We start from the raw sequence: 24,334 nt of genomic DNA, 5'->3' as shown, positions 1-24,334 counted from the left end.
GGGCTCTGGTAAACTCTGCGCTCCAAAAATAATGAGGTTACACATGTCTGTTAATTTTGCTGATTTAGGCATCGAACAAAAGCTAATCGAGACGCTAGGCAATCTAAATATCGTGACGCCAACACCAGTGCAAGAAAAGTCAATTCCACACGTCCTTGCAGGAAAAAACTTACTTGCTGCTGCACAAACTGGTACGGGAAAAACGGCTGCGTTTGGTTTACCTATCATACAAACCGTTCAGCAAAAGAAACTTAATGGCACACCTCAAGCATTGATTTTGGTTCCAACACGCGAGCTTGCACAGCAGGTATTTGATAATTTGAATCAGTACTCGGCAGAAACAGAACTTCGCATTGTGTGTGTTTATGGTGGTACAAGCATTGGCGTACAAAAGAGAAAGTTAGAAGAGGGCGCTGATATTTTGATTGCCACGCCAGGCCGCCTTTTGGATCACCTGTTTAATGGTAACGTAAACATCTCTAAAACCGGTATGCTCGTGTTAGACGAAGCCGACCGTATGTTAGATATGGGATTTTGGCCTGACTTGCAGCGCATCTTCCGACGTTTGCCTGCTGAGAAACAGATCCTATTGTTCTCTGCGACATTTGAGAAGCGAATCAAAACTATTGCGTATAAACTCATGGAATCGCCAGTTGAAGTCGAAGTTTCACCAGCAAATACGACTGCTGAAACGGTAACACAAATGGTTTATCCAGTGGATAAAAAACGGAAACGTGAATTGCTAGCGTACTTAATTGGCTCGCGGAATTGGCAGCAAGTGCTTGTATTTACAAAAACGAAGCAAGGCAGTGATGAGTTAGCGAAAGAGCTCAAGTTAGATGGCATCAAAGCGGTTTCTATCAACGGTGATAAATCACAGGGTGCCCGCCAAAGAGCTTTGGATGAATTTAAACAAGGTAAGGTACGTGCTTTGATTGCAACCGATGTGGCAGCACGAGGGTTAGATATTCAAGAGCTAGAACAAGTCGTGAACTTTGATATGCCATTCAAAGCAGAAGATTATGTCCATCGAATTGGCCGCACTGGAAGAGCAGGAAAGTCAGGTTTGGCGGTTTCTCTGATGAGTCGAGATGAGGAGTACTTGTTGCAAGCTATCGAGAACCTGCTTGATCAACGCTTACCCCAAGAATGGCTGGCAGGTTTCGAACCAAGCCTTGCAGAAGAAGTTGAGCCTGAACAAAATGGGGGTGGGCGTCGTCGTAGTCGTTCATCTGAGAAGCGTAAGCTAAAAGCAAAATTGGCGATTCATAAGAATCGTGGTAAATCACGTAGCTCTCGCTAAACCGCGCAAACTTTTGTTCTTACATAGTCAGGCTGTTTTTGCCTCTTCATAGACGTCTAACGTTTGGGGGATAGCAAGTAGGTACCCTTGATACATATCGAAACCGAGCTTTTTCATTAAGCGAAGTTGATGCTCGGTTTCAATTCCTTCGATAACGGTTTTAGAGCATAACGCTTTTGCGAGTGATAATGCATCGTTAAGCGCTTTAAAATCACCGTTTTCATACCTTAGCAATAAAGAGCGATCCATCTTGATTATATCTGGGCAAACGCTTCTCACTCGCTCAGTTGTCGATGCATTGACGCCATAATCGTCAATCGCTAATTTAAATCCTTCAAGACTTAACTCCCGAGCAGCTTGAGACAAAGAGAGTTCATCCTCCACCTTCAATTCAAGTAACTCCATGACGATTTGTTCATTCATCAAATGCGATTCATAAATGGTTTGTTTTAGCAGTCGGTTATAAGTGATGTCTTTAACTAGTATCTCTGCCGCTACCGGTAATACATTGAGAAACAATTGTTTTGTGTGAAAGCGAGACTGAGAGAAATTTTTGATATGGATTAGGCGACTTAAGCGTTCAACGTTGAGCAAATCTTGAGTGGGAGTCGCTTTGGATTGGAAAAACTGATCTGGCCTAACCATGGTGCCATTGGCATTGCTAATTCTTACCAGTGCTTCAAGGCCAACGATGGAAATATCGTTCTTATATATGGGTTGAAAGACACTGCGGAGAGTGAAGTTCGCGTATTTCGCAATATACTGCCCGTCGGCTTCTTTCCGGATGCAACTAAGTAGTTGCGAGATGCTCATCATTGTTACCACAACCTAAATCAATGTCTCAACATCAGCGTTATCGCGCTAATTTTTCTATTTCATTGGCAATGAATCTAAGTGTGCTCATTAACTCAAGCAAGAACGATGGTAATGGATGGGTAGTTTTGTCGAGTGATATCAAACAAATTGCTGAAATAATTGATAATCTCAGCACTTCAATTTGATGCTACCATTGCAGTACGGCATACAACTGCAAATATTTTCTGACTAACTGCTGTTTGTTCGAACGCCGTAAAGGATGCCCAAACTTAATGTAACAAGGGCTAATACCGAATCGAGTGTCCAAAGATTGCGTGAGTTGCGACTCGCTGGTGTACAGTGTGATTCCTTGTTCTGTGTATTCGTTGATCTGATCGGGTAGTTCCCCCACCCACCAATGAAGTAATTCTCGGCTCGTTTTGCTGCGACTTATCCAATGATCGCAAACCAAAAAGAGTAGGTCATTAGGCTGTAAGGCATAGCCATATTCACTCTGCCATTCCGTAATTGATGAGAGTAAGTTTTCCCGGCAAGATTTTCCGGCACTGACCATATGGTGACTCAGAACCCAGACAGTGCCGATGTCGGATGAAATTCGATAGTGATGGGGAAGGTCTGGAGAATCCAACACTTCGATTGGCTTTATCACGCAGTTGTATCCAAAGTGACGAAAAGTATGTTCCATCCTTCTTGAAAACGCGAGACCAAGATGATGCTCACTCATGCCTTGGTTATGCACCGCAGGGTAATGCTTTTCACACAGCTTAAGACAGTCGTCTTGAAAATCATTAACACTTTGAATAACTAGGTCGAGTAGCAAAGAATATCCCTTAATAATTACAAAACGAACTGCAAAAGGTTAGCATAGTCTTTTGAGAATAGACTAATTTACTTCGGCAACTTCTTGATCTAAACACCAAATTTCTCACAAATGACCGTGTTTAATCTTTAATAGAGCAACACGAAAGAAGCAGAAGTTGAACAAAAATTTGAAAGGGAAAAAATGATAAAGCTAGAACGCGCACAAAAAGAGGCGTTGGCCACCGCCATTCAAGATTACATGCAAGACGAGCTAGATGTTGAAATTGGCCAGTTCGATAGTGAGTTTCTAATTGATTTTATTACAGAAAAACTAGGACCAATTTATTATAATAAGGGTGTTGAAGATGCTAAGTTACTGGTTGAACGCAGAATGTTAGAAGTTTCCGAAGAGCTGTATGAGATAGAACAAGAAATTAAGCTGTAAGTTTCAGTTTTACAAACGATTTAAAGTTCCTTCAAAAAATTCGAACAACTTGATAGATACGGTACCATTGGCTGGATGTAAATGATGGTAAATAATCTGTTTCATATGACGTAAATAGGTTAATGTAGTGTTTCTTGCTCAGCATTAACTTAGGAATATATCTAGGAACTTGAGATGGATACACTGGTAAAGAATTACAACCTTACTGCACGCGTGATGCATTGGTTATCAGCGCTGTGCATTATTGGTCTATTTGCAGTGGGTTTGTGGATGGTCGACCTTAGCTATTACAGCGAATGGTATCGAACTGCGCCGCATTACCATCGCTCTGTCGGTATTTTACTCGCTATTTTAACTTTGGTACGCATAGTATGGAAACATGTGACGGCGTCACCAAAGGTAGAAGGCAAACGTTACGAAGTGCTTGCTGCTAAAGCAGCGCATGGTGTCATGTACCTACTATTGGTCACCATCTTTGTTTCAGGTTACCTCATTTCAACGTCTGATGGACGCGGCATCGAAGTGTTTAATTGGTTCACCGTGCCAGGAGCGGGAGAGTTATTCCCAGGCCAATCAGATATTGCAGGTGAGATTCACTTCTATGCAGCTTGGGCAGTCATCCTGATTGCAGGCTTACATGCTATTGCTGCACTAAAACACCACTTTATCGATAAAGACAACACATTAAGAAAAATGTTAGGAGCTTCAAAATGAAAAAGTCACTTTTCGCTACAGGATTAGCTATCGCTATGGCACTGCCATTTGGTGCGCAAGCTGCAGATTATGTCATCGATACCAAAGGTGCTCACGCTTCAATCAACTTTAAAGTTAGCCACTTGGGTTACAGTTTCATCAAAGGTCGTTTCAATACATTTTCTGGTGACTTTTCTTTTGATGAAAACAACATTGCTGACTCAAAAGTAAATGTTGTTGTTGATACAACCAGCCTAGATTCAAACCATGCTGAACGTGACAAACACATTCGTAGTGGTGACTTCATCGATGCTGGCAAATACAGTGAAGCAACCTTTACTAGCACAAAAGTGGTTGATAAAGGCAATGGCAAACTAGATGTAACTGGTGATCTAACGCTACACGGTGTTACTAAGCCTATTACTATTGAGGCTGAATTCGTTGGTGCTGGTAGTGACCCATGGGGCGGCGAGCGCGCTGGCTTTGTTGGCAACACTCGCCTAGAGCTTGCTGACTTTGACATCCCAGTAATGGGTGCTTCAAGCTACGTCGATATGGAACTTCATATCGAAGGTATTAAGAAGTAATTAGTTCCTTTTAGATACACTAAAAGCGCTCTTCACTTGAAGAGCGCTTTTTTATTATCTTAATCACATCACTAACATCGATAAACCCGTCAGTGATAGCGATTGAAAGCCAATAAACGTTGTAAATGTTTAGCGAATTACGCTGTTTCTAACTCGCTTTTTTCCACTAGGTTTAAACGCTCACCAAAAATCGGGCGTAGTGCTTTTAATACTTCAGTACGAGTAACCACCCCGACCATCTGCCCATTTTCAAGCACAGGAAGCACTTGTGGCTTACTTACTTTGATACTTTTAGCGCGTTCTTCGAGAGACAAAGACGTCAAGCGAGTGGCGATACCCATACTGCTCGCTGGGTACAACTGCTCTTTATCGATACATAGGAATTCCACAACATCAACGAGGCGATCATCAGCGTCAATTGCGACCACATCTCTGCTCATGATGTCGACGACTTTTTGGTCTTTCACCGGAATGTAGTCCTCACACCATAGTTCTACCATCACATCGTGAGCAGAGAAGAAGCCAACTAATCGATTTTGTACGTCTACAACAGGTGCGCTAGTTACGTTGTTATCAAGTAACACATCCAGCGCGGCTGCAATTGGCGTTTCTGCACGAATGGTGATTGGTTTTGGGTTCATAATGTCTTTAACAAAAGAGGCATTTTTCATGGTGAAATCCTTAACTGACGACAGTGTTGTAGTTGTAGTGATAGAAGAAATATTAGCTGCTTTTAGTTCTGGTCGGCGAAAAATACACCAGTTTGAAAGGCCAACTAATACCGCTCCGCCGACGATGTTGCCAAGCGTGACAGGAATTAAGTTAGCGGTAATAAAGTGGCTAATGTTTAGGTCTGTGTATTGTGACGCGGGCACACCGACAGATGCCCAAAAAGATTCAGGTGCAAAATTCGCGATAACAATACCAAGTGGAACCATAAACATGTTCGCAACACAGTGCTCAAAACCGCTGCTGACAAACATTGCCACAGGCAAAATTGTCATTGCTGCTTTTGTCATTGCATTTGCAGAACTAAATGTCAGCCAAATCGCTAGGCAGACCAACAGGTTACAGAGAATACCGAGTGCAAACGCTTGAATGAGAGTGTGGTGAAGTTTGTGTTGTGCGATGTTAAGCGCATTTAATCCCCATTGACCGCCATCCATCTGATAAAGACCAGCAGCAGTAACCAGCGCAAGTAGGAACATCGCACCAATAAAGTTACCAACGTAAACTTTGCCCCAGATCGAAAGCATCTTACCGAACGATATTTGCTTATTGGCCCAAGAAATACTGGATAGGACGGAGCTGGTAAATAATTCACCACCGCAGATCACTATGAGGATCAATCCCATGCTAAATGCGAGTCCACCAGCTAGGCGGCTCAAGCCCCAACCAGCGCCCGTACTACCGGTGGTCACCGTGATGTAAAACAAGAATGCTAACCCGATGAACGCGCCGGCCATAATGGCGAGGCTTAATGTCATACTGCTGGTTTTGTTTGCCTTACTTAACGCAAATTTTTCCGCTTCAACCATCATCTCTTTTGGAGAAAAATACTGGTGATTTTGAGAACTGGTCACCGCCATATTGACTCCTTAATTTGTAATCGCATAAAAAATCCTTGGTTATTAACTCAAAAATGAAATTGTTGTTTTTATTAAGAGCCTCAATGACTTCGGTTTCAAAACCATTGAGGCTTGCGGTGTTCCCGAACCGCGTACTCAGAATAGGGAGAACGGTTAGTAAGGTAAAATTGATAATATTTAGAAACCTCATCAAATTAATTGATAACTTTACGGGGCTAGGTAAAATGAACTCTATTGCTTATTGGGGCATGCTTTAACAATTGTGGGGATTGGGAAATACCCACTAATAATGGAGGACACTTTGCGCTACTCACTTAAGCAATTAGCGGTTTTCGACGCAGTTGCAGATACCGGCAGTGTAAGCCAAGCCGCAGAAAAATTGGCTTTGACACAATCAGCGACGAGTATGTCGCTTGCGCAATTAGAGAAGATGCTTGGCAGGCCGTTGTTTGAGAGGCAAGGCAAGCAAATGGCGTTAACCCATTGGGGGATGTGGTTACGACCAAAAGCAAAACGCTTGCTACAAGACGCATTGCAGATTGAAATGGGCTTCTATGAGCAACATTTATTGAGTGGTGAGATTCGTATGGGAGCGAGTCAAACACCAGCAGAGCACTTAGTTCCCGACCTTATTAGTATCATTGATAATGACTTTCCAGAAATGCGTATTTCCCTCGGTGTACAAAGTACAAAAGGGGTGATTGATGGGGTATTAGATTACAAGTATGACTTAGGGATTATTGAAGGGCGCTGTGATGATAACCGTTTACACCAAGAAGTATGGTGTCGTGATCATCTTACTGTTGTCGCAGCTTCTCATCATCCTTTTGCGCGTAATCAGTCTGTTAGCCTTGCGCAGTTAGAGCAAGCGAAGTGGGTACTAAGAGAGCATGGCTCTGGCACACGAAAAACATTTGATAGTTCTATTCACCACCTTATTGAAGATTTGGATGTGTGGCGCGAGTACGAACACGTTCCGGTGTTACGTAGTTTAGTTGCTAATGGTCAGTACCTTACTTGCTTACCGTATTTAGATGTAGAGCGATATATAGAAGCAGGTCATCTTGTGGCATTAAATGTACCTGAGTTAAAAATGGAAAGGACGCTTTCATTTATATGGCGTTCAGATATGGCAGAAAACCCATTAGTCGACTGCATTAAAAGAGAGGGACTACGAATGATGAAAGGGAAGCCTTCAGTTCTTTAAAGGTTGATTAAACATGCCTACGAGATGAGTTGGGTTTATTCCCTAAATCTGTTGATTTATCGGTTGCGTCAAACTTTTAATGTAAATTGTGAAAATAATAATATTTTATTGTGATCAATATCACCGATAAGCTGAGCTGATGTATCTAACATGTCTCCTTGATTTCAATGTATGAAGGCAGTTATTGAACCATATAGGTACGATAATAGCCGAGTAGGTATGACTACCATGACGACACTTTTAGCTATTTCTATCACTACTGGAATTTTATCTGGCGTATGGGGTTGGATCGCCATCTCTTTAGGTTTGCTTTCTTGGGCTGGTTTTTTAGGTTGCACGAGCTACTTTGCAGCGCCAACTAGCGGATTGAAAGGACTAGGTATCAGCTTAATCACTAATATGACAGGCGTATTCTGGGCAATGGTAATTATTCACGGTTCCACTTACGTGGGGTTGGAAATTATTGGCTATGTGATTACCGCTATTGTGGCATTCTTCATGTGTATTCAAGCTAAACAAGCTTGGCTCGCGTACATCCCTGGTACTTTTATTGGTTCATGCGCAACATTTGCGGCTGACGGAAACTGGCAACTTGTCATTCCATCGTTGTTGCTAGGTGGTGTGTTTGGCTATCTAATGAAAGCGACAGGGCTATGGTTGCATACGAAATCAACCGCTACTTCTTCTTCGCTTGCTGAGCAAGCACAGTAGTGAACCCCCGATCTTATTGGTATCCACTGTGTATTGAGTTTTATCCCTCTCAATACCCTTAATCAAAATTAATGATGTTTGATACAAGCACACCAAATTGGTGTGCTTTTTTTGTATTACAAGACAATACGCTGAGTGTAAAATACGTCTAACTCATGTATTGCCGTTGGCCATGGTAACAACGCGTTTAAGTGTCCAGCGCAGAAGAACAGGAATACACTCCATGCCTTTCTCTTCACAATGAGAAACAATAGCCAAAGCTAAGTCCGGTTTTGCATGTTTTTTCAAAACACGATTTACGACTTTTTTAGCAGGGATAGGGTGGTCATGAGGAACTTTGATGATGTCCTTAAAGAAAAGTTCAAAACCATTGTTGTACAGAAAGTGCTCGATGTCTCGGTCGGGTAACTCCGTAAGTCGATGCCTTTCCTGATCATGGTCGAGCTGTGCTCGCACTGCATGCGCGTACTTTTTCCCTGCTGGGTCGCCATCGGTAACGACATGCCAATCAATACCAAACTCTTTTGCTACTTTGATGAGTGATTTTAGACCTGATTGAGCAAACTCAACGATTTGAACCCCTTCGGCAGCCAAGTCATACCCGCATTGACGAGCCAGTTCATGAAAAAGCCAAACTTCGGTTTCGCCCTCAACAAGTAACCAGCACCGCGCAAATAATGCTCCTGAACGATGAAAACGAATATGGAAACCAATTCGGCGCAACTCATCTCGACCAAACTTTGTTGAGTTTAAACTCTTAGCGATGGTTCTGTCTGATAGCCGAATTAAACGTCGAATTGAATACAGTGGAACAGAACCGAGTAACGTGCCACTGTTGGTGGTTAATATCTTTTGCATTGGCAACAATTGCAATAAGGACCACGCTCTCGCTAGATGAGTTGGATGCAGTCGACCTTCTGGATCTTCAATAATCAGTATTGGTCTCGCGCAGCGCCTTAAATCGGTGGGACCCTTAGCTTGAAGATAGGCATTGAGTAACCCCATTAAAAGCAAGCGGCTTTGTTTGTCATTGGTTTCTTTCAAGAACTGACTCAAACCTTTATCAGAGGAAGGGCTTGTATAGAAAAGACCATCGCGAGGTTTGCGTGGGTTACCTTTACTGACACTTCTGAACGCAAAATAGTGCTCAACAAGCGTTTGCATTGAGTCGAGACTACTACGAATCTCACCTTTATTTACATGGCCAGGCATAGCCAATAAGCGTCGACAGGTATTGTTGATTCGTTTTTCAATCCGAGCATTTTTACCATCGCCGTTGACATGGTTTAAATCTGGGAAGCGTCGGGAGTCACGTAGTCGGATTACAGGATGAAGTGTCATTAACTCAATAGCGAGTTTCTCTGAGTGGTGAAGTTTTTTGGGTTTGCCGTTATGACCCAAAAACGCGTACTCTGTATTAATGCCGTGCTCATCGCGAGACGCACTAATACGATAGTAAATGACTTGCTCACCATCTTCGTTGGTGCACCATGTAGGCTTTATGCGTCTGTAGCGTCCCGCTTTTACTTCGTTTTTATCCTGTGCTTTAAAACAAACAATGATCTGTAAGTGTTGTGTTTGTGGATGAGAAATTGAGTAGTCAACGTGAAAATCTTTCAGTTTGAATTGATACAATGAGCCATTGGCAGGTAATGCGATGGAAAGGGCATCGAGTAATGATGATTTGCCCCACGTGTTTTCACCGATAAGCGTGGTGAGTTCGTCAAAAGAGAGTGAAAGGCGTTTGATGCCTCTAAACCCGGAGATTTCGATGCGTTCTAGTCTCATCTCAATCCTCCTTGCAATTATTTGAATTATCGAGAGTTATTTTGCTACTCCTAAGCATATATGAATTCGAAATTTTTGAGTTAAGCTCAGTTCACAAAATTACGAGAGCCTCTTACTGAATAGAGACCGTTACAAGCGAGGCTTGCTTTCAAAGCCGGGGGACAGCATCGTGATCACTTAAACATGAAATCCTAAATCGCAGTTTCATAAAATTCATGATTCTGTCATGATTCACTTCTTATTATTATAAGGAATGAAAAAAGAGAAGATGAAGATGAATAACAATCATAAGCCAGTGAGAATCAAACTGGCACACATCAATGACACACATTCCTACTTTGAACCAACGTCATTACAGTTAAAGCTTAAGATAAACAATGAACTCACGCTAGAGCCTTATGTCAGTGCTGGCGGCTTTTCTCGTATCGCAACCCGAGTCGAGCAGTTAAGAGATGATGCTCAGCGCCAAGGTCACGGGATGTTGTTCCTCCATGCCGGAGATTGCTTCCAAGGCACGCTGTATTTCTCACTATTTAAAGGCAAAGCCAATGCCGACTTATTGAACGCATTAAAGATTGATGCAATGGCGTTAGGCAATCATGAATTAGATATGGGGAATGAGCCAGTTGCATTGTTTTGCCAACGTACTCAGTTCCCATTGCTTGCTGGCAACTGGGATTTATCCAATGAATCACTTAAAAAAACTCACCGTATCAGTGATTGCAAGGATGTATATAGTTACCAACCGGATACACAGAGCGCTCAATACATTGTTAAAGAATTCCATGGTGAGCGGGTCGCGATTTTCGGATTATCCATAGATAAAATGAGCGACATCGCAAACCCTGATGCAGACACGCCTTTTCACTCAGCAATTGAAACCGCCAAGGCGACCGTAAAACAAATCCATTCATCAGGTATAAAAAATATTATTCTTCTGAGCCACTTAGGTTATGAAGGTGATTTAGAGTTAGCTGAGAAAGTCGCAGGTATTGGTATAATTGTTGGTGGACACAGCCACCGGTTGCAAGGTGATTTTTCATCAATAGGGTTAGGACAAGACGATCCCTACGGTATCAAAATTAATGATACCTATGTGGTGCAAGCGGGTTTCCATGCTTTGACAATGGGGCACTGCGTCATTGAGTTTGATGAACACGGTAAAGCAACGATGTTGAGTGGACAAAATGAACTGTTGCTTGGTCGACGTATTTTTTGGGACTCGACGCTAAACCAACAGCTCGACCAAGGTGTATTCGAAACCGCGTGCGACTTCATCCATGGTCAACCGAATGTCGTGGTTTGTAAGAAACACCCGGAAACTCAAGCGATCCTGAGCGATAAGTATATTCCTCAGGTCAGGCAGTTACAGTCACAAGTCATTGCTAGTGTTGACACCAAAAAGCGTCATGTGAGAATTCCCGATGAATTTGGTGAGAGTGAGTTGGCTTCCTCCGTTGCCCGCTCATTTCTGCACTGTTTAAACAAACGTGGATATGACGTTCAATTTGCAATTCATAATGCGGGTGGCGTGCGAACCTCTTTGAACCCTGGCAACATCACAGTGGCAGACATTGCCGGACGACTGTTGCCTTTTGCCGTTCCTATCGGCTTTTACGATGTAAAAGGCAGCGCTATTCGCCGTGCACTTGAAGGCGCGATAAATAATGCACTCAACAATGGCGTAGAAGGCACTGGATCTGGCAGTTATCCGTACACTTACAATTTAAACTTCGAGTACCACGCAGATGCCCCAAAAGGTGAAAGAGTTCAATCATTAGTGATTTTTGATGGCAAACAATGGGTAGGTGTTCAAGATGATGTTTGGTATCGAGGGACTTCTTCTGCCTATACGATGAAAGGGAAAGAGGGGTATGACGCATTGCAGGAGATGAAAGGAGAAGGGCGTGTGACCAGTTTGTCCATGGCTGATTGTTTTATTGAACTCCTGACCGATGAGCCAAACTGTTTGAATCAAAGTCACAAACTTTACACAAAGCGACGTCGATAATAGATACTGGTATTGATTTTGCTGCTCTCCACTTACTACATGGGTTGATGAGGATGGCAGTATGTGGAATAAAGATTGGGCAGATACGGCAGTCGTGGTTGCCTGGATCGCAATTTGGTCAACACTGGTCTACTTTGTGCCTCTAAGCGGCTTTTGAATTGCTAAGAATGTGGATGTTACAAAAGGGAGCAGTAATGCTCCTTTTTTGTATCTATCTTCCCCGTTAGGGCTCTAACCAATGAAGAGTTTGTCTTGATCCATTTGCTGCTTTTTGTCTGTTTACTAAAGTTCAGGTGGTTGAATCCATTTCTTTCTTTTTATAGTGCTTCCTGATTTTTGATAAGAATTTTATTTCGATAAGACAAGGCTTTTTTGTTGGAAAGCCTGACGCTCGGCGTTATTATGTCGGCGTTTGGGGAGTAGTTAGCGCAAGTTTACTTATCGTCATCTCGTTAAGCATCAGCTTATCCGGTAAGTAAAGGTGTTACGTGGTTCATTCACATCAACACTTCAACGAGACCAACGCATTCATTGACTAGCAGCACATAATCGTTATGTGGCTGTTGGTTGTTATTGTATGCGGAAGGTCACCAAACGAAGTCCTTCCGCCATGGGAGGAAATATGTCTCTTATCGAAAATACCACCCAATTGAGCCAATCGGTGCCTCTTCAAGAATCATTAGCGATGTATGGTGCTTTTGGTTTATTTACCCTTGTTCTTGTTACGCTTGATATCTATCAAACACGTGGTGGCGTTATCACGATGAAAAAAGCCATCGTTTGGAGTGTTTTTTGGTTCTTGCTTGCCTTTGTTTTTGCAGGTTCTATTTATTTATTCTGGGACTTTTACGCGCCACATAGCGCTTATACGAACGACAAAGCAACGATTTCATTCTTAACTGGTTACTTACTAGAGAAGTCGCTAAGCGTGGATAACTTGTTTGTGTTTGCCATCATCTTTGCACAATACAGTGTGCCGGAGCACTTGCGTCCGAGAGCATTGCTTTGGGGGGTGATAGGTGCGCTAGTTTTACGCGCTGTCATGATTGCGGTTGGTGCTCAGTTACTTTCACAGTATCACTGGGTATTGTACTTATTTGCTGCTTTTCTTATTTGGACGGGTGTTAAGCTAGCTCGCGACAAAGGCGAAGCAGAAGAGGTTAATCCATATCCGGAGCAGTTGATTCGAAAGGTATTGCCAGTTACAGATGACTACCAAGGAAATCGCTTAATCTTAAAGCAAGCTGGTAAGTGGGTGGCAACACCGATGCTGATCGTTGTTGGTGTCATTGCAGTAATGGACGTTATGTTTGCGTTGGATTCTATACCAGCTATATTCGCGGTAACACGAGAGCCATTTTTAGTCTTAGCCGCGAACGTATTTGCATTACTGGGTTTGCGATCGCTGTACTTTGTTCTTCAAGCAATGTTAGACAAGTTTGTATACTTAAAACCAGCATTATCAGTAATCATGATGTTTATCGGGGTAAAAATGCTATTGGTTGGAACAGAATATGAGATTCCGACAGCATGGTCTCTCACATTTTTAGTTGTTGTGATGACATCGGCAGTGGTTGCATCACTCCTAAAAAATAAAGCGAAGCGTCAAACTAGCGTTAATATTACTAATCAAAAAATATAAAGTAAGCACTAAAATCAAAAGAAATAACGAAAAATATTGTTAAATATATGTTGTTGCTTAAGGGGCGATTATGCAGGTAATGTTCAGTTATTCAATGTAATAACAGCAATTGTGATTATTTATGCCGTTATTATTCATTTGTATTTTTGAGTTTTGTAATGAGTTTGTTTTATTAGAAATTCTAATTTGAATGGGTAAAATTTGTCATTTCTTAAACAATAAGAAACTGACTAATATACAACCAACTAAACAGACTACTGCTTTTAAAGAGAGGCAATCATGGCACAAGCAATGCAAATGACAAATGTAGCTTTACCAACCTCTATGGATAAGAAAACCTACGCGGTTAACTTCAAAGGACTGATTGCTCACTTACTGGACATTCTATTTGTAGATAATACTGCGCCACGCAGTTACTACGCAGAAGACTTGTCAACACATATTCAAAAAGACATCGGTATGTACCGTTAATATTGAAATAGTGTAAGAAATACCGGCCTATGAGCCGGTATTTTTTTATTTGTATAACATGCCTACTCAACCTACGCCTTAGAAAAGAAACACTCTAGAGGAGGTAGACATGATAGTAGATTAAGTGTTGTATAGAAAAACGGAGCACCATTGGTGCCCCGTTTTGACTTGACTGAAGTGAGATATTACTTCTTGCGGCAGTATTCTGCGATCACGTACATCGACTGACCACCATTTGCCTTACCCGAAACTAGCTTTGGATCATCGCCAAGGCTAATACCACGAATCACTGTACCTTGTTTGATTACTTGGTTAGTGCCTTTTACTGGTAGGTCTTTAATTACTGTTACATCGTCACCTTTCTTAAGTTCAGTGCCGTTACAGTCAACCGTTTTATCGTCAGCAGACATCCCTTTCATTGCCCAGTTCATTTGCTCTTCTTCCATGTACATCATGTCAAGAGCATCTTGAGCCCAGCTTTCTGTGTTTAGGCGAGTGAGTTGGCGCCATGCAGTCACTTGTACAGCAGGAACCTGGCTCCACATGCTTTCGTTTAGACAACGCCAGTGGTTAATGTCTTTTGGCTCATCGATCTCACCCAGACACTTATCACAAACCATGATGGCAGTATCAACCGTCACATTACCGTGAGGTGGGACAGCGTATGCAGTTAGTTGAGATTCAGAAGAACACAGTTCACATTTTGACTCGCAGCGCGCAAGCAGAGTAGCTTCAATAGACATAAGGACTCACCTTAGTAATGTTATTTTGTGGCGGTATTATCCACTTTATCCTGAGAAATAAAAGGGTGTTAGCGAATTAAAGACTAGATTTTACAATACTCCAACCTGATTAAGGTGAAGATGTAAAATATTCGCTAAATAAATAATACGGAAGTATAAAAGACACTATTAATTGTTTTGGCTTATGAATTAGTTGTGTCAATTTCTACAACGATTACAAGCCTAAAAGAGGTAAATGTAGAGAGAGGGTGGCTAGAACATAGCCCTCTAATTTACAGAGGGCCTGTCGTTAACGTTCGACAATCTGGACAATTTGCTCTTTTGAAATACTCATTTCTTTACCATCCATGTCTTCATATTCGTACATACCCGTTTCCTCGTTCAGGTCTGGTTTACCGTAAGAGGTAATAATTTTCCCTTCATTTGTCGACATCAGATATTGGCTACTTCCGCATGCAGCAAGAAGTAATACAGTGGCAATAACAGTCAATACGCGCATAGAGTTTTCCTTTTAAACAAGTGAGTTAGGCAAAGACATCGATTTAACTATAGCAGAGGAAATATGAGTGGGTTTGAATAGAATTGAAATGAAAAAGCCCAGTAGAAACTGGGCTTTGGTAGGAAGGATGTTGCGATTACTTCAAAACAGAAGTGTTAGTGACACCTGTTAGTGCGTCATCCATTAAGAAGTCAGTGTTTTCCATCTGCATCTCTACATGATGATCAATATCAGACAGAGTGCCATTTGGCGAAGCAAAAGTACTGTGCGATGCAGTAGCATTAAACTGTACAAAGCTCGCAGTTGCATTCACATCAGTGTCCGTACTGTTCACAGTCTTCAACCCTAGCTTATTAGCAAGCGGTTCAGTACCCGCGAATGGTGCATTTGGAACACTGTTTGGTACTGTGCTATCGCCATCCACTTCTGTCATAAAGAATGGTGTCGTTAGCGAACCAGATGCCACTAAATCTGAAGCGTTTGTGAACGGATCGACAGTGTCTAGTGTAGTCTGTGCTGCATAGATAAATTGTGAGAAACCTGCTTCTAGCGCTGCTACTTGAGCTTCCGTTGCCGCAGCCTCAAAAGCTTCGTAACATGTTTTATCTTCTAGATCCGCACATGATGCATCAGCGTAATTCGCATAGTCTTTTGATGCTGCATAAGCGAGGTTATGTTTGATCTGAGGGCCGTAATTGTCTGAACCCAGTAACAAATTACCAATTTGTCCACCAGAGTTCTGTACTGATGCAGAACTAAAGGTGTACAGCGCATCCGCAGAAGGGCTGCCCAGTGTATTGTTTGCTGCTGCAACGGCAGATGTAGCTACAATACCGCCAAGTGAATGACCTAGCATTTTGACTTTTGAACCCGTCATTGGGTTGAAGCCTTGCAGAGGACCTCCAGCAAAAAGACCGCCTTGAGCAGATACTACTAAGCTAGCGCGCAAACCTAACACATCCAGAACACTCTGACGTAGGTTGTCACGCGCAACGGCTAAGTTGGAAAGATTTAGATAAGCCAGTACATTCGCATTTGCGGAACGTTGTTCATCTAAGCTGCGCGTACCATGAATAGGTAAGTCAATAGCGATAACTGCCACACCTGCTTTTACCATATTGAACGCGAACGCGTACGCATTCTCTTTCGCTGAGGTGATGCCGTGTTGATAAATCACAACGTCTGTCGCGACGCCAGATTTAGGTGTGAAGACCAGTACTTCGACATCTTCAACCGATTTCACTACGGGAACAGGCGAGTAGCGAGTAATAATACGCTCACTATCAAGCTGGGTACCATCGGTAAGAGTAAGCTTAGCTCCAACAAGTTTTAGCTGCTCTGTAGGATCTGTAGCAAGCTTTGTCACATCAACAGGATCATTTGCAAAAACGCCTGTTGATAGCTGCTGAACCATGTTTGCTTGCTCGTTCGGATCCGCTAATGCTGCGCTTAGCTTCGCTAGGCTTGGCATCGCAGATACCATTGGTTGCATGTTCCAGCTTGCGCCTTTTTCCAAGTAATGAGGCAGTCTTACCACACCTTGTGTCACGCTTACATCGGCACCTGATTGCATGTAAAGGCCTTTAATTGCCGTTTTAGCTGCGTCTAGATCGCTAATGTATTTACTAAAGTCATCGTCAGAGTCTAGCGCAGTGCTAAAGTCTTGGGTTTCACCGAGCGTTATTGTGTAGGCCGTTGATAAGTCTACTGAACCTTCGTTTGAGTCATTTTTGTAAACGGTATTTAGTGTGTTTGCGCCAGTAGAAAAACCAGTAGCGGTTACTCCTTTGACTGCCGCTAACGTATCACCTACAGACTGGGTACTGAACCATGAGGAGTAAACGATGTCGTTAGGATTAACTTGAGCTAGACCAAAAATGCCTTCAACCGCCTGAGTGACTGCTTGAACAGAAGCAAGGTCGCCAGTTTCATAAACGATTTCTTTCGATTTACCTGTCGCATAACTGGCTGATGTACCAATTGGCTCACCATTCACGTCAGTAACATCTTGTGTAACCGCAAAAATGTACTCGCTTGACTCATCAAGTGCAGCCAAGAACTGGATGTATAGAGAGCTACCTTTTGCTTGAACTACGTAGTCCTGATTCTGAACGAGTACCTCTTCGATTGGGTTAGATTTACCGTCCCACTCGGTTAAGCGTTGGTTAATCTTGATGACTTTAACACCAGACGACAGCATGCCCGTTGCAAAACCGTCGCCGTTGAAGTTAAGAACGATTGGCATAGACGTTGACCATCCATCCATCGTGTTCATTGAGGCTCTAGGGTTGGTTAAAGCATCATCGCCATCAGTTGGCAGACCAAGCGTACCATCGCTTGTGTCCATTAATAAGTAAGACGGTGCCGGTACATCTGCGTTCGCTCCTTGAAGCGTAAAACTGATGGATGTTTCGCGATCAAGCAATGCTTGGACTTCATCTTCAAATTGAACTTTGTCGGAAGTACCAGAGCTGGAGGTATCATCACCACAACCAGCAAGAAGGATTGCAGAACAAAGCATTGATAATTTAAACGTGTGTTTCATTGGTTTACTCCGTAATCCCATTATTTGAAGGTGTAGTTCATCTGTACCGCGCTGATGTAAGCAGTACCTTCTGAGTCAAACTTAATCTCTTCACCCAGAGCATTTTTCTCAGTGAAAGAGCCTGATTTACTCTTAACAAGTGCAAAGCCTGCATCGAAAGTTAAATTCTCATTCATTGCGTAAGTTAGGCCCGCGCTGTACCAAAAACGGTCACTGTCAGGGATACTCAATGTTGCTTCACCTGCTTGTTCGTCGTACGCAAAGCCTGCACGGAATGTCCAGTCTGTATTAAGTATGTAAGTTGCACCAACGGAGTAGCGATTGTTGTCTTCATATTTCTCAGGTTTAAAGAAACATACTCCGTCATTACATTCGTTACTGGTCGCTTTTAGTTCTTTAAATGTGCTCCAGTCGGTTTGTTGCCAGCCGTAATGTACAGCCCATTGTTCATTCAGTTGATGGAAAGCCGATAATTCGATAATTGAAGGGAGAGAAATTTTTAAACGGCCATCAACTTTTGGTGATGAAGCTCGACCAGAGTCGTAACTACTAAACTCACCGTCATCAAAATCTAGATCAACCTTAGAGCGGTAGCCAAAGCCAAAACGGTTGTTTTCATTTAGCTCAAATAAAGCGCCGACATTCCAACCCCAAGCGAAAGTTTCACCTTCCATGCCGACAAGGTTATCGGACTTATTACCACCTAAAATTCCGGCAAGTGCGCCTTTGTGGCGAGTCAGCTCTGCTTCAGCGTATACTAGGTTGATACCACCACCGACACTGAAAGACTCGTTGATACGGTAAGCGACATTAGGGTTGATGTTTACTGAAAGTAGGGAAGTGTCACCCGCCATATCACCAGCGGAAATATCATTTGGATAGTCAGTAGCAACACCGTATGTTGTGAACATACCGATACCCCAAGCCCAGTTATCATTGATAGGGCTGATGTAATAACCTGCTGGCACGATCTGTAAAGGGGCGACATCTTTCGCGTGTTCATTGTTTACAGTGTCGTATACATCGACTTCAGGGTCGATGATAGATAACGCGCCCGAAAATTGAGCTTCTTTGAAAAGTGTCATTGCTGCAGGGTTACGAGCAAGGACGCTTGCATTATCTGCGACAGCCCCTTCCCCTGAAAATGCTCGACCAAGACCAGATGCCGAATGTTCAGCTACCTGGAAGCCCGCTGAGTGGGCATTACACGCAAACAATATTGAAATTGTAAGCAGAGAGCAGTGCTTCTTGTTCATCCTTGACCCTCCTAGGGTGTCATAATGCTGGACCGAAGTCCTTGTAATTGTTGTGTGGTACTTACACCAATTGTTAATACGCGAAATACAACGGTGATGTAAATTTAATGTTAATTGTATGTTTAATAACTTGTCAAAGTTTGAGCGTATTTTGCGTTTTAAATATGATGCATAGGTCAAACGATGGCTTGTAAGGGCATGTATTATCGTTATATTTTTGAAGAGAATGGTACGACCAGAATTGTTTTGCGAGCTTTATAGTTAAATAACGATCAAATCAAGAGATAGCTCGCTTTGCTGTTTCTTCACTTCACAGGCATAATTCGCGCTCGCTATGTAGTTATTCAATAGACGCAATAGGAACCGCATTGGAATTACTGAATGTTGAATTTTTAGGTCGTTCGCTAAGGCTCGAAGGATCAATGGCTGGGTGGCAGCAGTTATATTGGGATAATACGTTGGTGTCTCAAATCGATGCCAGTGACAATACCGCAGAGACTTGTCTACACCAGTTTAAGCTCTCTGCGGGTGAGGAAATCCTGAACTGTCATTTAGAGTGTTCTTTAACATGGCAACCGTTTGAATTGAGTTACAAGGTCACAATTAACGGTGAGCTCGTCAACGAAGGTTGTCGAAATGAAAAAGACATCGAGCGCCAAGTGCCAGAAGTTACGCCACCATCCGAAAAGCGTTTAAGTGTAATAGGCCTCGTATCTCTTGGGATGAAAGCACTTAAAAGTGCGAAAGTTATTAAAGTGGCGTTAGCGTCTGCAAGTCTCGCTGCATATTCTTGGCTATTTTCCATCGAATTCGCGCTAGCGTTGATCGCTTGTTTGGTTTTTCATGAATATGGTCACATTAGAGCGATGAAGTATTTTGGAATGAAGACCAAAGGGATCTATTTGATTCCATTCCTAGGTGGTTTGGCGCTAAGTGACGAAAAGATAAACACGCGCTGGCAGGATGTGGTTATCTCAATCATGGGACCATTTTTCGGTTTAGTACTTAGTGTTGTTTTTACTTTGCTTTATTGGATGACTGGTGAGGTGATCTTCGCTGGGCTTGCTGTGTTTAACGCCTTGCTAAACCTATTTAATCTGCTGCCTATTTTACCATTAGATGGTGGCCATGTGCTCAAAAGTATTACCTTCTCAATGAATACTTGGGTCGGGTTAGTTGGCAGTATTGCGACCGCTTTATTAGGCATTTTTATCAGTTACTATTTCGGTCTGACGTTGCTAGGGTTTTTATTGTTAATGGGAATGTTGGAAGTGGTGATGGAATGGAGAGCTCGACATCAAAGCCATTTATTGCCATTAACCCGTTATGGGCAACTATTTTCACTTGCTTGGTACTTGGTCTCTGTCGGAGGTTTTGTTTCTATCATCTGGTACTTTGCCACTCTCGGAGATAGTTTGTTAAGTTTGCCGCTACAGATATTGGGCACTTGATTAGAATCATTAAAAAGCTCCCTAGGGAGCTTTTTTATTTGGCAAGCTTAAGTAGTAGACGATAGTAGCAATGAATTAGCCACATCTTGGTGCTTTCGCGTTATACGCAGGCAGCTTATTTATGGTTGCTTGTAAATCTTTAATGCGCGTACTGTGCGATGGGTGGGTTGAGAAGAATTCAGGTGGTTGAGAACCACCTGATGCAGCACTCATATTTTTCCATAAATCGACACTTTGACGTGGGTCGAAACCTGCTTTTGCCATGAATTCCAGCCCGACAATATCAGCCTCGGATTCCTGAGTACGACCGTATGGCAAGATAACACCGTATTGAACACCGACACCAAGTGCCGCCATCGTCATTTGTTGATACTGTTTGTACTCGGAAGCGCCAATGGCAACGTTTGCTAGAGACAACCCTGCATTTGCTAACTGACTTTGTGAGAGACGTTCATTACTGTGGTCAGCGAGGACGTGAGCGACTTCGTGACCAATGACTGTTGCCAACTGATCTTGGTTTTTCGCGACATCTAAAAGCCCGGTATACACGCCGATCTTCCCACCTGGTAGAGCAAACGCATTGACTTGTTCACTATCAAAAACAACGACTTCCCAGTCTTTAAATCCAGATTGAGCGGGAATGGTGTCAGTGATGTGTTTGGCAACGCATTGAACGTAGGCATTCGTTTTGCGATCTTTGCTGATTGGGATATCTTTCTTCATTTGTTCGAAAGATTTAGCGCCAAGCGATGACATTTCCTGATCTGAAAACATCAGGATCTGGTTGCGACCCATCGGTGATGCGCTACACGCTGTTAAACCCGCGATAGTTAAAAGAGCAGAGGCTTTCATCCATACCTTCATAACAGGCTCCATTTAATTTTTTGTTTTGAAGCAATAGTATATACCCAAATAGTAACATGATGCATGGATCAAGTTATTCATCTGATTAATAAATAAGGTGAGATGTTACGTCTTGAAGTTATGCCCAGGTAGCGTCTATGCTAGCTTCTTAGCACATCGTTACAACCTAACAAACCAGTTTGTGAAACTAAGAGTAAAACAATGAGTATATGGAAAAAGCCCGTAAGCATAGAGATTCTGAATGCCACGTCAAAAAATACCCTGATCGAGCACCTACAAATTAAATATACAGATTTCACTGACGACTCCCTTACAGCAACCATGCCCGTATGCAGCTTTACTCATCAACCTTTAGGAATGCTTCACGGTGGTGCATCAGTCGTGCTCGCAGAAACATTAGGCTCATTGGCTGCAAACTTCTCTGTCGATGAGGGCAGCTACTGCGTCGGTTTAGATATTAACGCGAACCATGTGCGAGCCATGCGATGTGGTCATGTGATTGGTACGGCAAAACCGCTTCATCTGGGTATTTCAACGCAAGTGTGGCAAATCGATATCACTGATGAGCGAGGCCGTTTAGTGTGTACCAGTCGCTTGACCATCGCTGTGAAACAACACAAAACAAAGTCGGTATAAACTAAGATGGTGATTGAGTTTTCATTAGGAAAAATCATTGCAACCCAGCGTGAAATAGTGATTAAGCTCTCCGGCAGTGCAATGGTAACCTTGCAAGCGCAAACCGATGCAATTCAGCTGCTGGGTAGAGGAGCGAACGTTGTTTTATCTCATGGAGCAGAGTGCAAATGGTCTATCAAGCTGGACAACGAGGTACAACTGGCTGAACTTTCGCGAGAAATTGGTATCGATATTCAATAATTTATAGTGTGATGTTTGCACTTTTTGGAAAAAATGAGGAAACTTAGCTTATCGACAACAAGATAAGAATTTCCTCTTTATGAGTAGCCCTCGTTTACGTGTTCAGTTCGAAACACTGTTTGAAAAATTTTCCGGTCACGATACGGACGTTCAGCTCGAAGACATCACGGAAGCGTTGTTTTGTACACGTCGTAATGCTCGTATTGTTCTAAATAAACTTGAAGAAGAGGGCTGGATTGAGTGGCATCCGGCAGCGGGTCGAGGAAAACTTTCGAAACTCGTTTTTAAACGTAATCGAAGCGACGTCAGCGAAAACCTCGCCAGGCGTTATCTCGATGAAGGGAAAATCGGTCAGGCTCTAGATGCGCTTGATAACGATGCGGCACGATTGACGCAGGTTATCCAAGGTTATTTAGGGCTTCAGCATCGACAGGGCGAGCAGGTCGTGCGTTTGCCTTATTATCGACCATTGTCGATGTTAAACCCGCAGAAACCGATGCGGCGTTCTGAACAGCACATCGCCAGACAAATTTTTAGCGGACTCACTCGCCTTGATGAAAATGAACAACTTCAACCAGATTTAGCCCACACGTGGGAAGCAATTTCTGATACTCATTGGCGTTTTTATCTTCGTCGTGGAGTACGCTTTCATAATGGTGAACCGTTAACAACCAGTTGTGTTCTTGAAAGTGTGCTTGCGTTAAATGGCTTGAACTTGTTTTCTCACATAAAGCGGGTGTCTTCACCACAAGAGTGGACCGTTGATATTGAGCTCGTCCGTCCTGATCGCTACCTGCCTCTGGCTCTGAGTGAGTCGCAAGCAAAAATTTTGCTACCGAGTGCTTTGCGTTCTGAAAGCTTTGATAGACAACCGATAGGGACAGGGCCGTTCCAAGTTAAAATGAATGATGATAAGCGTCTTATTTTGACTGCTTTTGATGGCTACTTTGGTTTTCGCCCTTTACTTGACCAAGTGGAGGTGTGGGTAATCGATGAAGCCTATTCTTCAATGGTTTATCCAAGCCTGTCAAAGCCGAAGATGGATAAACAAGGTTCATCCGATGAAGTCGAGCTGGACCCTGGCTGTACATTCCTATTACTAAACAAAAACACTGGGATTGCAAAAGATCCACGTTGGGCAGAGTTCCTCTCGCAAACCCTCAACAGTCACCAGATTTACGCGCATGTCCCACAAGATAAAGTGATGGAACTGGGAGTATTGCAAGCCTTTGGCCTTAAGCCCGGTTGGATTGATCTTAGGCCAGCAGAAGCGGGCAGCGTACCACAGGCTAATAAGGTAATTTCCGTAGCGTATCAGAAAAAGCATCCGATGTTTCCAGTAGTTGCCAAGGCCATCAAGACACTCTTAAAACCGCACGGTATAGAGGTTGAGTTTATTCGTTATGATTCTCAACCGCCCGCACCGGAGGAAGTGGATATCTGGGTGAAAGCTATGGGCATTGCAACGAACCGAAATGACGCGTTGGCGGGCTGGCTCCTGGATTACAGTGATATTGAGAAGTTCAGTTCAGGTTACGATTTTAGTGAATGGGCTAAACTTGTCGATCAATGGCGTGCTGGGATGCACACAGACTTTCCTGCGCGTGAGCTAGGACGACAGTTAGTAAAAAGCTGTCAGGTGATTCCTATGTTTCACTGTTGGCTAGGCGTGAATAAAGACCACAGCGGTGCGTTACAAAATGCAAAGTGTAATGCCTTAGGTTGGTTTGATTTTAATAATGTATGGGTCAAACCGGATATAGAAAGTAACCATGGCGAAACCGAATAAGAAGCAGCCGACGAAAACCGTCGATATCTATTGCTCAAAGTGTAAAACTCAACTATTTAAGTACCGTAAAGGCGGGAAAGGCGCACTGGTTAAATGCTTCAAAGAGCGCATTGTTGACGATTTCACACAAACCCCATGTATTTGCCCCGCTTGCGGACAAGAGTTTGCAAGAGATACTTTAGTAAGAGGAACCCCCGCTTACAAAATGATTGGCGGCAAAGTGACAATGAAATAATGAAGGGCTAGA

General features: G+C 43.0%; 23 protein-coding genes. 14 read left to right on the top strand and 9 right to left on the bottom strand.

Features of this window, described 5'->3' with window-relative positions:
* The first annotated feature begins 43 nt into the window (after window positions 1–43).
* Window positions 44–1,303, top strand: a complete 1,260-nt coding sequence (locus R7P35_RS04110) for a DEAD/DEAH box helicase (protein WP_042520829.1) — start codon at window positions 44–46, stop codon at window positions 1,301–1,303.
* Between the two features lie 27 nt (window positions 1,304–1,330).
* Here R7P35_RS04110 and R7P35_RS04105 read toward each other — a convergent pair whose 3' ends face one another.
* Both R7P35_RS04105 and R7P35_RS04100 read right to left on the bottom strand, forming a co-directional pair.
* The gene (locus tag R7P35_RS04105; RefSeq protein ID WP_042520834.1) at window positions 1,331–2,119 is read right to left on the bottom strand and encodes an EAL domain-containing protein; all 789 of its coding nucleotides are present in this window, start codon (window positions 2,117–2,119) and stop codon (window positions 1,331–1,333) included.
* Window positions 2,120–2,306: 187 nt separating this feature from the next.
* Window positions 2,307–2,939 (bottom strand): hypothetical protein, encoded by a 633-nt coding sequence (locus R7P35_RS04100; RefSeq protein WP_042520835.1) that lies wholly within the window; start codon window positions 2,937–2,939, stop codon window positions 2,307–2,309.
* 183 nt (window positions 2,940–3,122) lie between these two features.
* On the opposite strand from R7P35_RS04100, the gene R7P35_RS04095 reads away from it, so the two are divergent.
* From R7P35_RS04095 to R7P35_RS04085, 3 genes are all read left to right on the top strand, one after another.
* The gene (locus R7P35_RS04095) at window positions 3,123–3,365 is read left to right on the top strand and encodes a DUF2164 domain-containing protein (protein ID WP_042520836.1); all 243 of its coding nucleotides are present in this window, start codon (window positions 3,123–3,125) and stop codon (window positions 3,363–3,365) included.
* A gap of 174 nt (window positions 3,366–3,539) precedes the next feature.
* Window positions 3,540–4,079 carry a cytochrome b gene (locus R7P35_RS04090; RefSeq protein ID WP_042520838.1) on the top strand — a complete coding sequence of 180 codons (540 nt, stop codon included), beginning with the start codon at window positions 3,540–3,542 and terminating at the stop codon, window positions 4,077–4,079.
* Window positions 4,076–4,645 carry a YceI family protein gene (locus R7P35_RS04085; RefSeq protein WP_017634178.1) on the top strand — a complete coding sequence of 190 codons (570 nt, stop codon included), beginning with the start codon at window positions 4,076–4,078 and terminating at the stop codon, window positions 4,643–4,645. Before R7P35_RS04090 ends, R7P35_RS04085 begins: the two co-directional genes overlap by 4 nt.
* 137 nt (window positions 4,646–4,782) lie before the next feature.
* Here the strand turns inward: R7P35_RS04085 and focA are convergent, their stop codons facing one another.
* Window positions 4,783–6,234: a formate transporter FocA gene (gene focA / locus R7P35_RS04080; protein WP_005376371.1), complete on the bottom strand. Its 1,452-nt coding sequence runs from the start codon at window positions 6,232–6,234 to the stop codon at window positions 4,783–4,785.
* Window positions 6,235–6,535: 301 nt separating this feature from the next.
* Between focA and R7P35_RS04075 the strand changes: the two genes are divergently transcribed.
* Together R7P35_RS04075 and R7P35_RS04070 are read left to right on the top strand one after the other, a co-directional pair.
* Window positions 6,536–7,441 carry a LysR substrate-binding domain-containing protein gene (locus tag R7P35_RS04075; RefSeq protein ID WP_005376369.1) on the top strand — a complete coding sequence of 302 codons (906 nt, stop codon included), beginning with the start codon at window positions 6,536–6,538 and terminating at the stop codon, window positions 7,439–7,441.
* Between the two features lie 228 nt (window positions 7,442–7,669).
* On the top strand, window positions 7,670–8,152 hold the full coding sequence (locus R7P35_RS04070; RefSeq protein ID WP_017634175.1) for a DUF1097 domain-containing protein: 483 nt from the start codon (window positions 7,670–7,672) through the stop codon (window positions 8,150–8,152).
* 153 nt (window positions 8,153–8,305) lie between these two features.
* Here the strand turns inward: R7P35_RS04070 and R7P35_RS04065 are convergent, their stop codons facing one another.
* On the bottom strand, window positions 8,306–9,940 hold the full coding sequence (locus R7P35_RS04065) for an ATP-dependent endonuclease (protein ID WP_042520844.1): 1,635 nt from the start codon (window positions 9,938–9,940) through the stop codon (window positions 8,306–8,308).
* A 268-nt stretch (window positions 9,941–10,208) separates the two neighbouring features.
* Here R7P35_RS04065 and R7P35_RS04060 point away from each other — a divergent pair, with 268 nt between their 5' ends.
* The 3 genes from R7P35_RS04060 (at window position 10,209) to R7P35_RS04050 (ending at window position 14,064) form a co-directional block, all read left to right on the top strand.
* Window positions 10,209–11,951: a bifunctional metallophosphatase/5'-nucleotidase gene (locus R7P35_RS04060; protein WP_115386643.1), complete on the top strand. Its 1,743-nt coding sequence runs from the start codon at window positions 10,209–10,211 to the stop codon at window positions 11,949–11,951.
* A 622-nt stretch (window positions 11,952–12,573) separates the two neighbouring features.
* On the top strand, window positions 12,574–13,593 hold the full coding sequence (locus tag R7P35_RS04055) for a TerC/Alx family metal homeostasis membrane protein (RefSeq protein WP_062730983.1): 1,020 nt from the start codon (window positions 12,574–12,576) through the stop codon (window positions 13,591–13,593).
* A 279-nt stretch (window positions 13,594–13,872) separates the two neighbouring features.
* Window positions 13,873–14,064, top strand: a complete 192-nt coding sequence (locus R7P35_RS04050) for a hypothetical protein (protein WP_042520848.1) — start codon at window positions 13,873–13,875, stop codon at window positions 14,062–14,064.
* Window positions 14,065–14,249: 185 nt separating this feature from the next.
* On the opposite strand, the gene R7P35_RS04045 is transcribed toward R7P35_RS04050, so the two are convergent.
* The 4 genes from R7P35_RS04045 to R7P35_RS04030 form a co-directional block, all read right to left on the bottom strand.
* Complete coding sequence (locus tag R7P35_RS04045; protein WP_005376350.1) at window positions 14,250–14,807, bottom strand: PhnA domain-containing protein; 558 nt, start codon at window positions 14,805–14,807, stop codon at window positions 14,250–14,252.
* 289 nt (window positions 14,808–15,096) lie between these two features.
* Complete coding sequence (locus R7P35_RS04040) at window positions 15,097–15,306, bottom strand: YgdI/YgdR family lipoprotein (protein WP_005376349.1); 210 nt, start codon at window positions 15,304–15,306, stop codon at window positions 15,097–15,099.
* 136 nt (window positions 15,307–15,442) lie between these two features.
* Window positions 15,443–17,851, bottom strand: coding sequence for a VolA/Pla-1 family phospholipase (locus R7P35_RS04035; RefSeq protein ID WP_042520851.1), 2,409 nt, complete (start codon window positions 17,849–17,851; stop codon window positions 15,443–15,445).
* Window positions 17,852–17,871: 20 nt separating this feature from the next.
* Window positions 17,872–19,107, bottom strand: coding sequence for an outer membrane protein transport protein (locus tag R7P35_RS04030; protein WP_042520853.1), 1,236 nt, complete (start codon window positions 19,105–19,107; stop codon window positions 17,872–17,874).
* A 422-nt stretch (window positions 19,108–19,529) separates the two neighbouring features.
* Here R7P35_RS04030 and R7P35_RS04025 point away from each other — a divergent pair, with 422 nt between their 5' ends.
* Window positions 19,530–20,558, top strand: a complete 1,029-nt coding sequence (locus R7P35_RS04025; RefSeq protein ID WP_042520855.1) for a site-2 protease family protein — start codon at window positions 19,530–19,532, stop codon at window positions 20,556–20,558.
* Window positions 20,559–20,633: 75 nt separating this feature from the next.
* Here R7P35_RS04025 and R7P35_RS04020 read toward each other — a convergent pair whose 3' ends face one another.
* Entirely contained in the window at window positions 20,634–21,422 is a 789-nt protein-coding gene (locus R7P35_RS04020) for a M48 family metallopeptidase (protein ID WP_149192557.1), read from the bottom strand.
* Between the two features lie 201 nt (window positions 21,423–21,623).
* On the opposite strand from R7P35_RS04020, the gene R7P35_RS04015 reads away from it, so the two are divergent.
* From R7P35_RS04015 to R7P35_RS04000, 4 genes are all read left to right on the top strand, one after another.
* Window positions 21,624–22,058, top strand: a complete 435-nt coding sequence (locus R7P35_RS04015; protein ID WP_042520857.1) for a hotdog fold thioesterase — start codon at window positions 21,624–21,626, stop codon at window positions 22,056–22,058.
* Window positions 22,059–22,064: 6 nt separating this feature from the next.
* Window positions 22,065–22,298 (top strand): DUF3389 domain-containing protein, encoded by a 234-nt coding sequence (locus R7P35_RS04010; RefSeq protein WP_005386281.1) that lies wholly within the window; start codon window positions 22,065–22,067, stop codon window positions 22,296–22,298.
* Between the two features lie 79 nt (window positions 22,299–22,377).
* The gene (locus R7P35_RS04005) at window positions 22,378–24,087 is read left to right on the top strand and encodes an SgrR family transcriptional regulator (protein WP_005386283.1); all 1,710 of its coding nucleotides are present in this window, start codon (window positions 22,378–22,380) and stop codon (window positions 24,085–24,087) included.
* Window positions 24,071–24,322 carry a hypothetical protein gene (locus R7P35_RS04000; protein ID WP_017634167.1) on the top strand — a complete coding sequence of 84 codons (252 nt, stop codon included), beginning with the start codon at window positions 24,071–24,073 and terminating at the stop codon, window positions 24,320–24,322. The genes R7P35_RS04005 and R7P35_RS04000 overlap by 17 nt, the downstream gene beginning before the upstream one ends.
* Window positions 24,323–24,334 lie beyond the last annotated feature (12 nt).

The organism is Vibrio sp. Vb0304 (assembly GCF_033338995.1).
In the GTDB taxonomy this organism is placed as follows: Bacteria; Pseudomonadota; Gammaproteobacteria; order Enterobacterales; family Vibrionaceae; genus Vibrio; species Vibrio alginolyticus.
This window is presented reverse-complemented; position numbering and strand designations above follow the sequence as displayed.

Bases quoted from the DNA above. Each gene is read 5' to 3' on its own strand.
- R7P35_RS04035 (WP_042520851.1), bottom strand. From the start codon at position 17,851: ATGAAACACACGTTTAAATTATCAATGCTTTGTTCTGCAATCCTTCTT.
- R7P35_RS04085 (WP_017634178.1), top strand. From the start codon at position 4,076: ATGAAAAAGTCACTTTTCGCTACAGGATTAGCTATCGCTATGGCACTG.
- R7P35_RS04000 (WP_017634167.1), top strand. From the start codon at position 24,071: ATGGCGAAACCGAATAAGAAGCAGCCGACGAAAACCGTCGATATCTAT.
- focA (WP_005376371.1), bottom strand. From the start codon at position 6,234: ATGGCGGTGACCAGTTCTCAAAATCACCAGTATTTTTCTCCAAAAGAG.
- R7P35_RS04015 (WP_042520857.1), top strand. From the start codon at position 21,624: ATGAGTATATGGAAAAAGCCCGTAAGCATAGAGATTCTGAATGCCACG.
- R7P35_RS04050 (WP_042520848.1), top strand. From the start codon at position 13,873: ATGGCACAAGCAATGCAAATGACAAATGTAGCTTTACCAACCTCTATG.
- R7P35_RS04040 (WP_005376349.1), bottom strand. From the start codon at position 15,306: ATGCGCGTATTGACTGTTATTGCCACTGTATTACTTCTTGCTGCATGC.
- R7P35_RS04030 (WP_042520853.1), bottom strand. From the start codon at position 19,107: ATGAACAAGAAGCACTGCTCTCTGCTTACAATTTCAATATTGTTTGCG.
- R7P35_RS04070 (WP_017634175.1), top strand. From the start codon at position 7,670: ATGACGACACTTTTAGCTATTTCTATCACTACTGGAATTTTATCTGGC.
- R7P35_RS04005 (WP_005386283.1), top strand. From the start codon at position 22,378: ATGAGTAGCCCTCGTTTACGTGTTCAGTTCGAAACACTGTTTGAAAAA.
- R7P35_RS04090 (WP_042520838.1), top strand. From the start codon at position 3,540: ATGGATACACTGGTAAAGAATTACAACCTTACTGCACGCGTGATGCAT.
- R7P35_RS04105 (WP_042520834.1), bottom strand. From the start codon at position 2,119: ATGATGAGCATCTCGCAACTACTTAGTTGCATCCGGAAAGAAGCCGAC.
- R7P35_RS04065 (WP_042520844.1), bottom strand. From the start codon at position 9,940: ATGAGACTAGAACGCATCGAAATCTCCGGGTTTAGAGGCATCAAACGC.
- R7P35_RS04055 (WP_062730983.1), top strand. From the start codon at position 12,574: ATGTCTCTTATCGAAAATACCACCCAATTGAGCCAATCGGTGCCTCTT.
- R7P35_RS04110 (WP_042520829.1), top strand. From the start codon at position 44: ATGTCTGTTAATTTTGCTGATTTAGGCATCGAACAAAAGCTAATCGAG.
- R7P35_RS04025 (WP_042520855.1), top strand. From the start codon at position 19,530: ATGGCTGGGTGGCAGCAGTTATATTGGGATAATACGTTGGTGTCTCAA.
- R7P35_RS04020 (WP_149192557.1), bottom strand. From the start codon at position 21,422: ATGAAGGTATGGATGAAAGCCTCTGCTCTTTTAACTATCGCGGGTTTA.
- R7P35_RS04060 (WP_115386643.1), top strand. From the start codon at position 10,209: ATGAAGATGAATAACAATCATAAGCCAGTGAGAATCAAACTGGCACAC.
- R7P35_RS04095 (WP_042520836.1), top strand. From the start codon at position 3,123: ATGATAAAGCTAGAACGCGCACAAAAAGAGGCGTTGGCCACCGCCATT.
- R7P35_RS04045 (WP_005376350.1), bottom strand. From the start codon at position 14,807: ATGTCTATTGAAGCTACTCTGCTTGCGCGCTGCGAGTCAAAATGTGAA.
- R7P35_RS04010 (WP_005386281.1), top strand. From the start codon at position 22,065: ATGGTGATTGAGTTTTCATTAGGAAAAATCATTGCAACCCAGCGTGAA.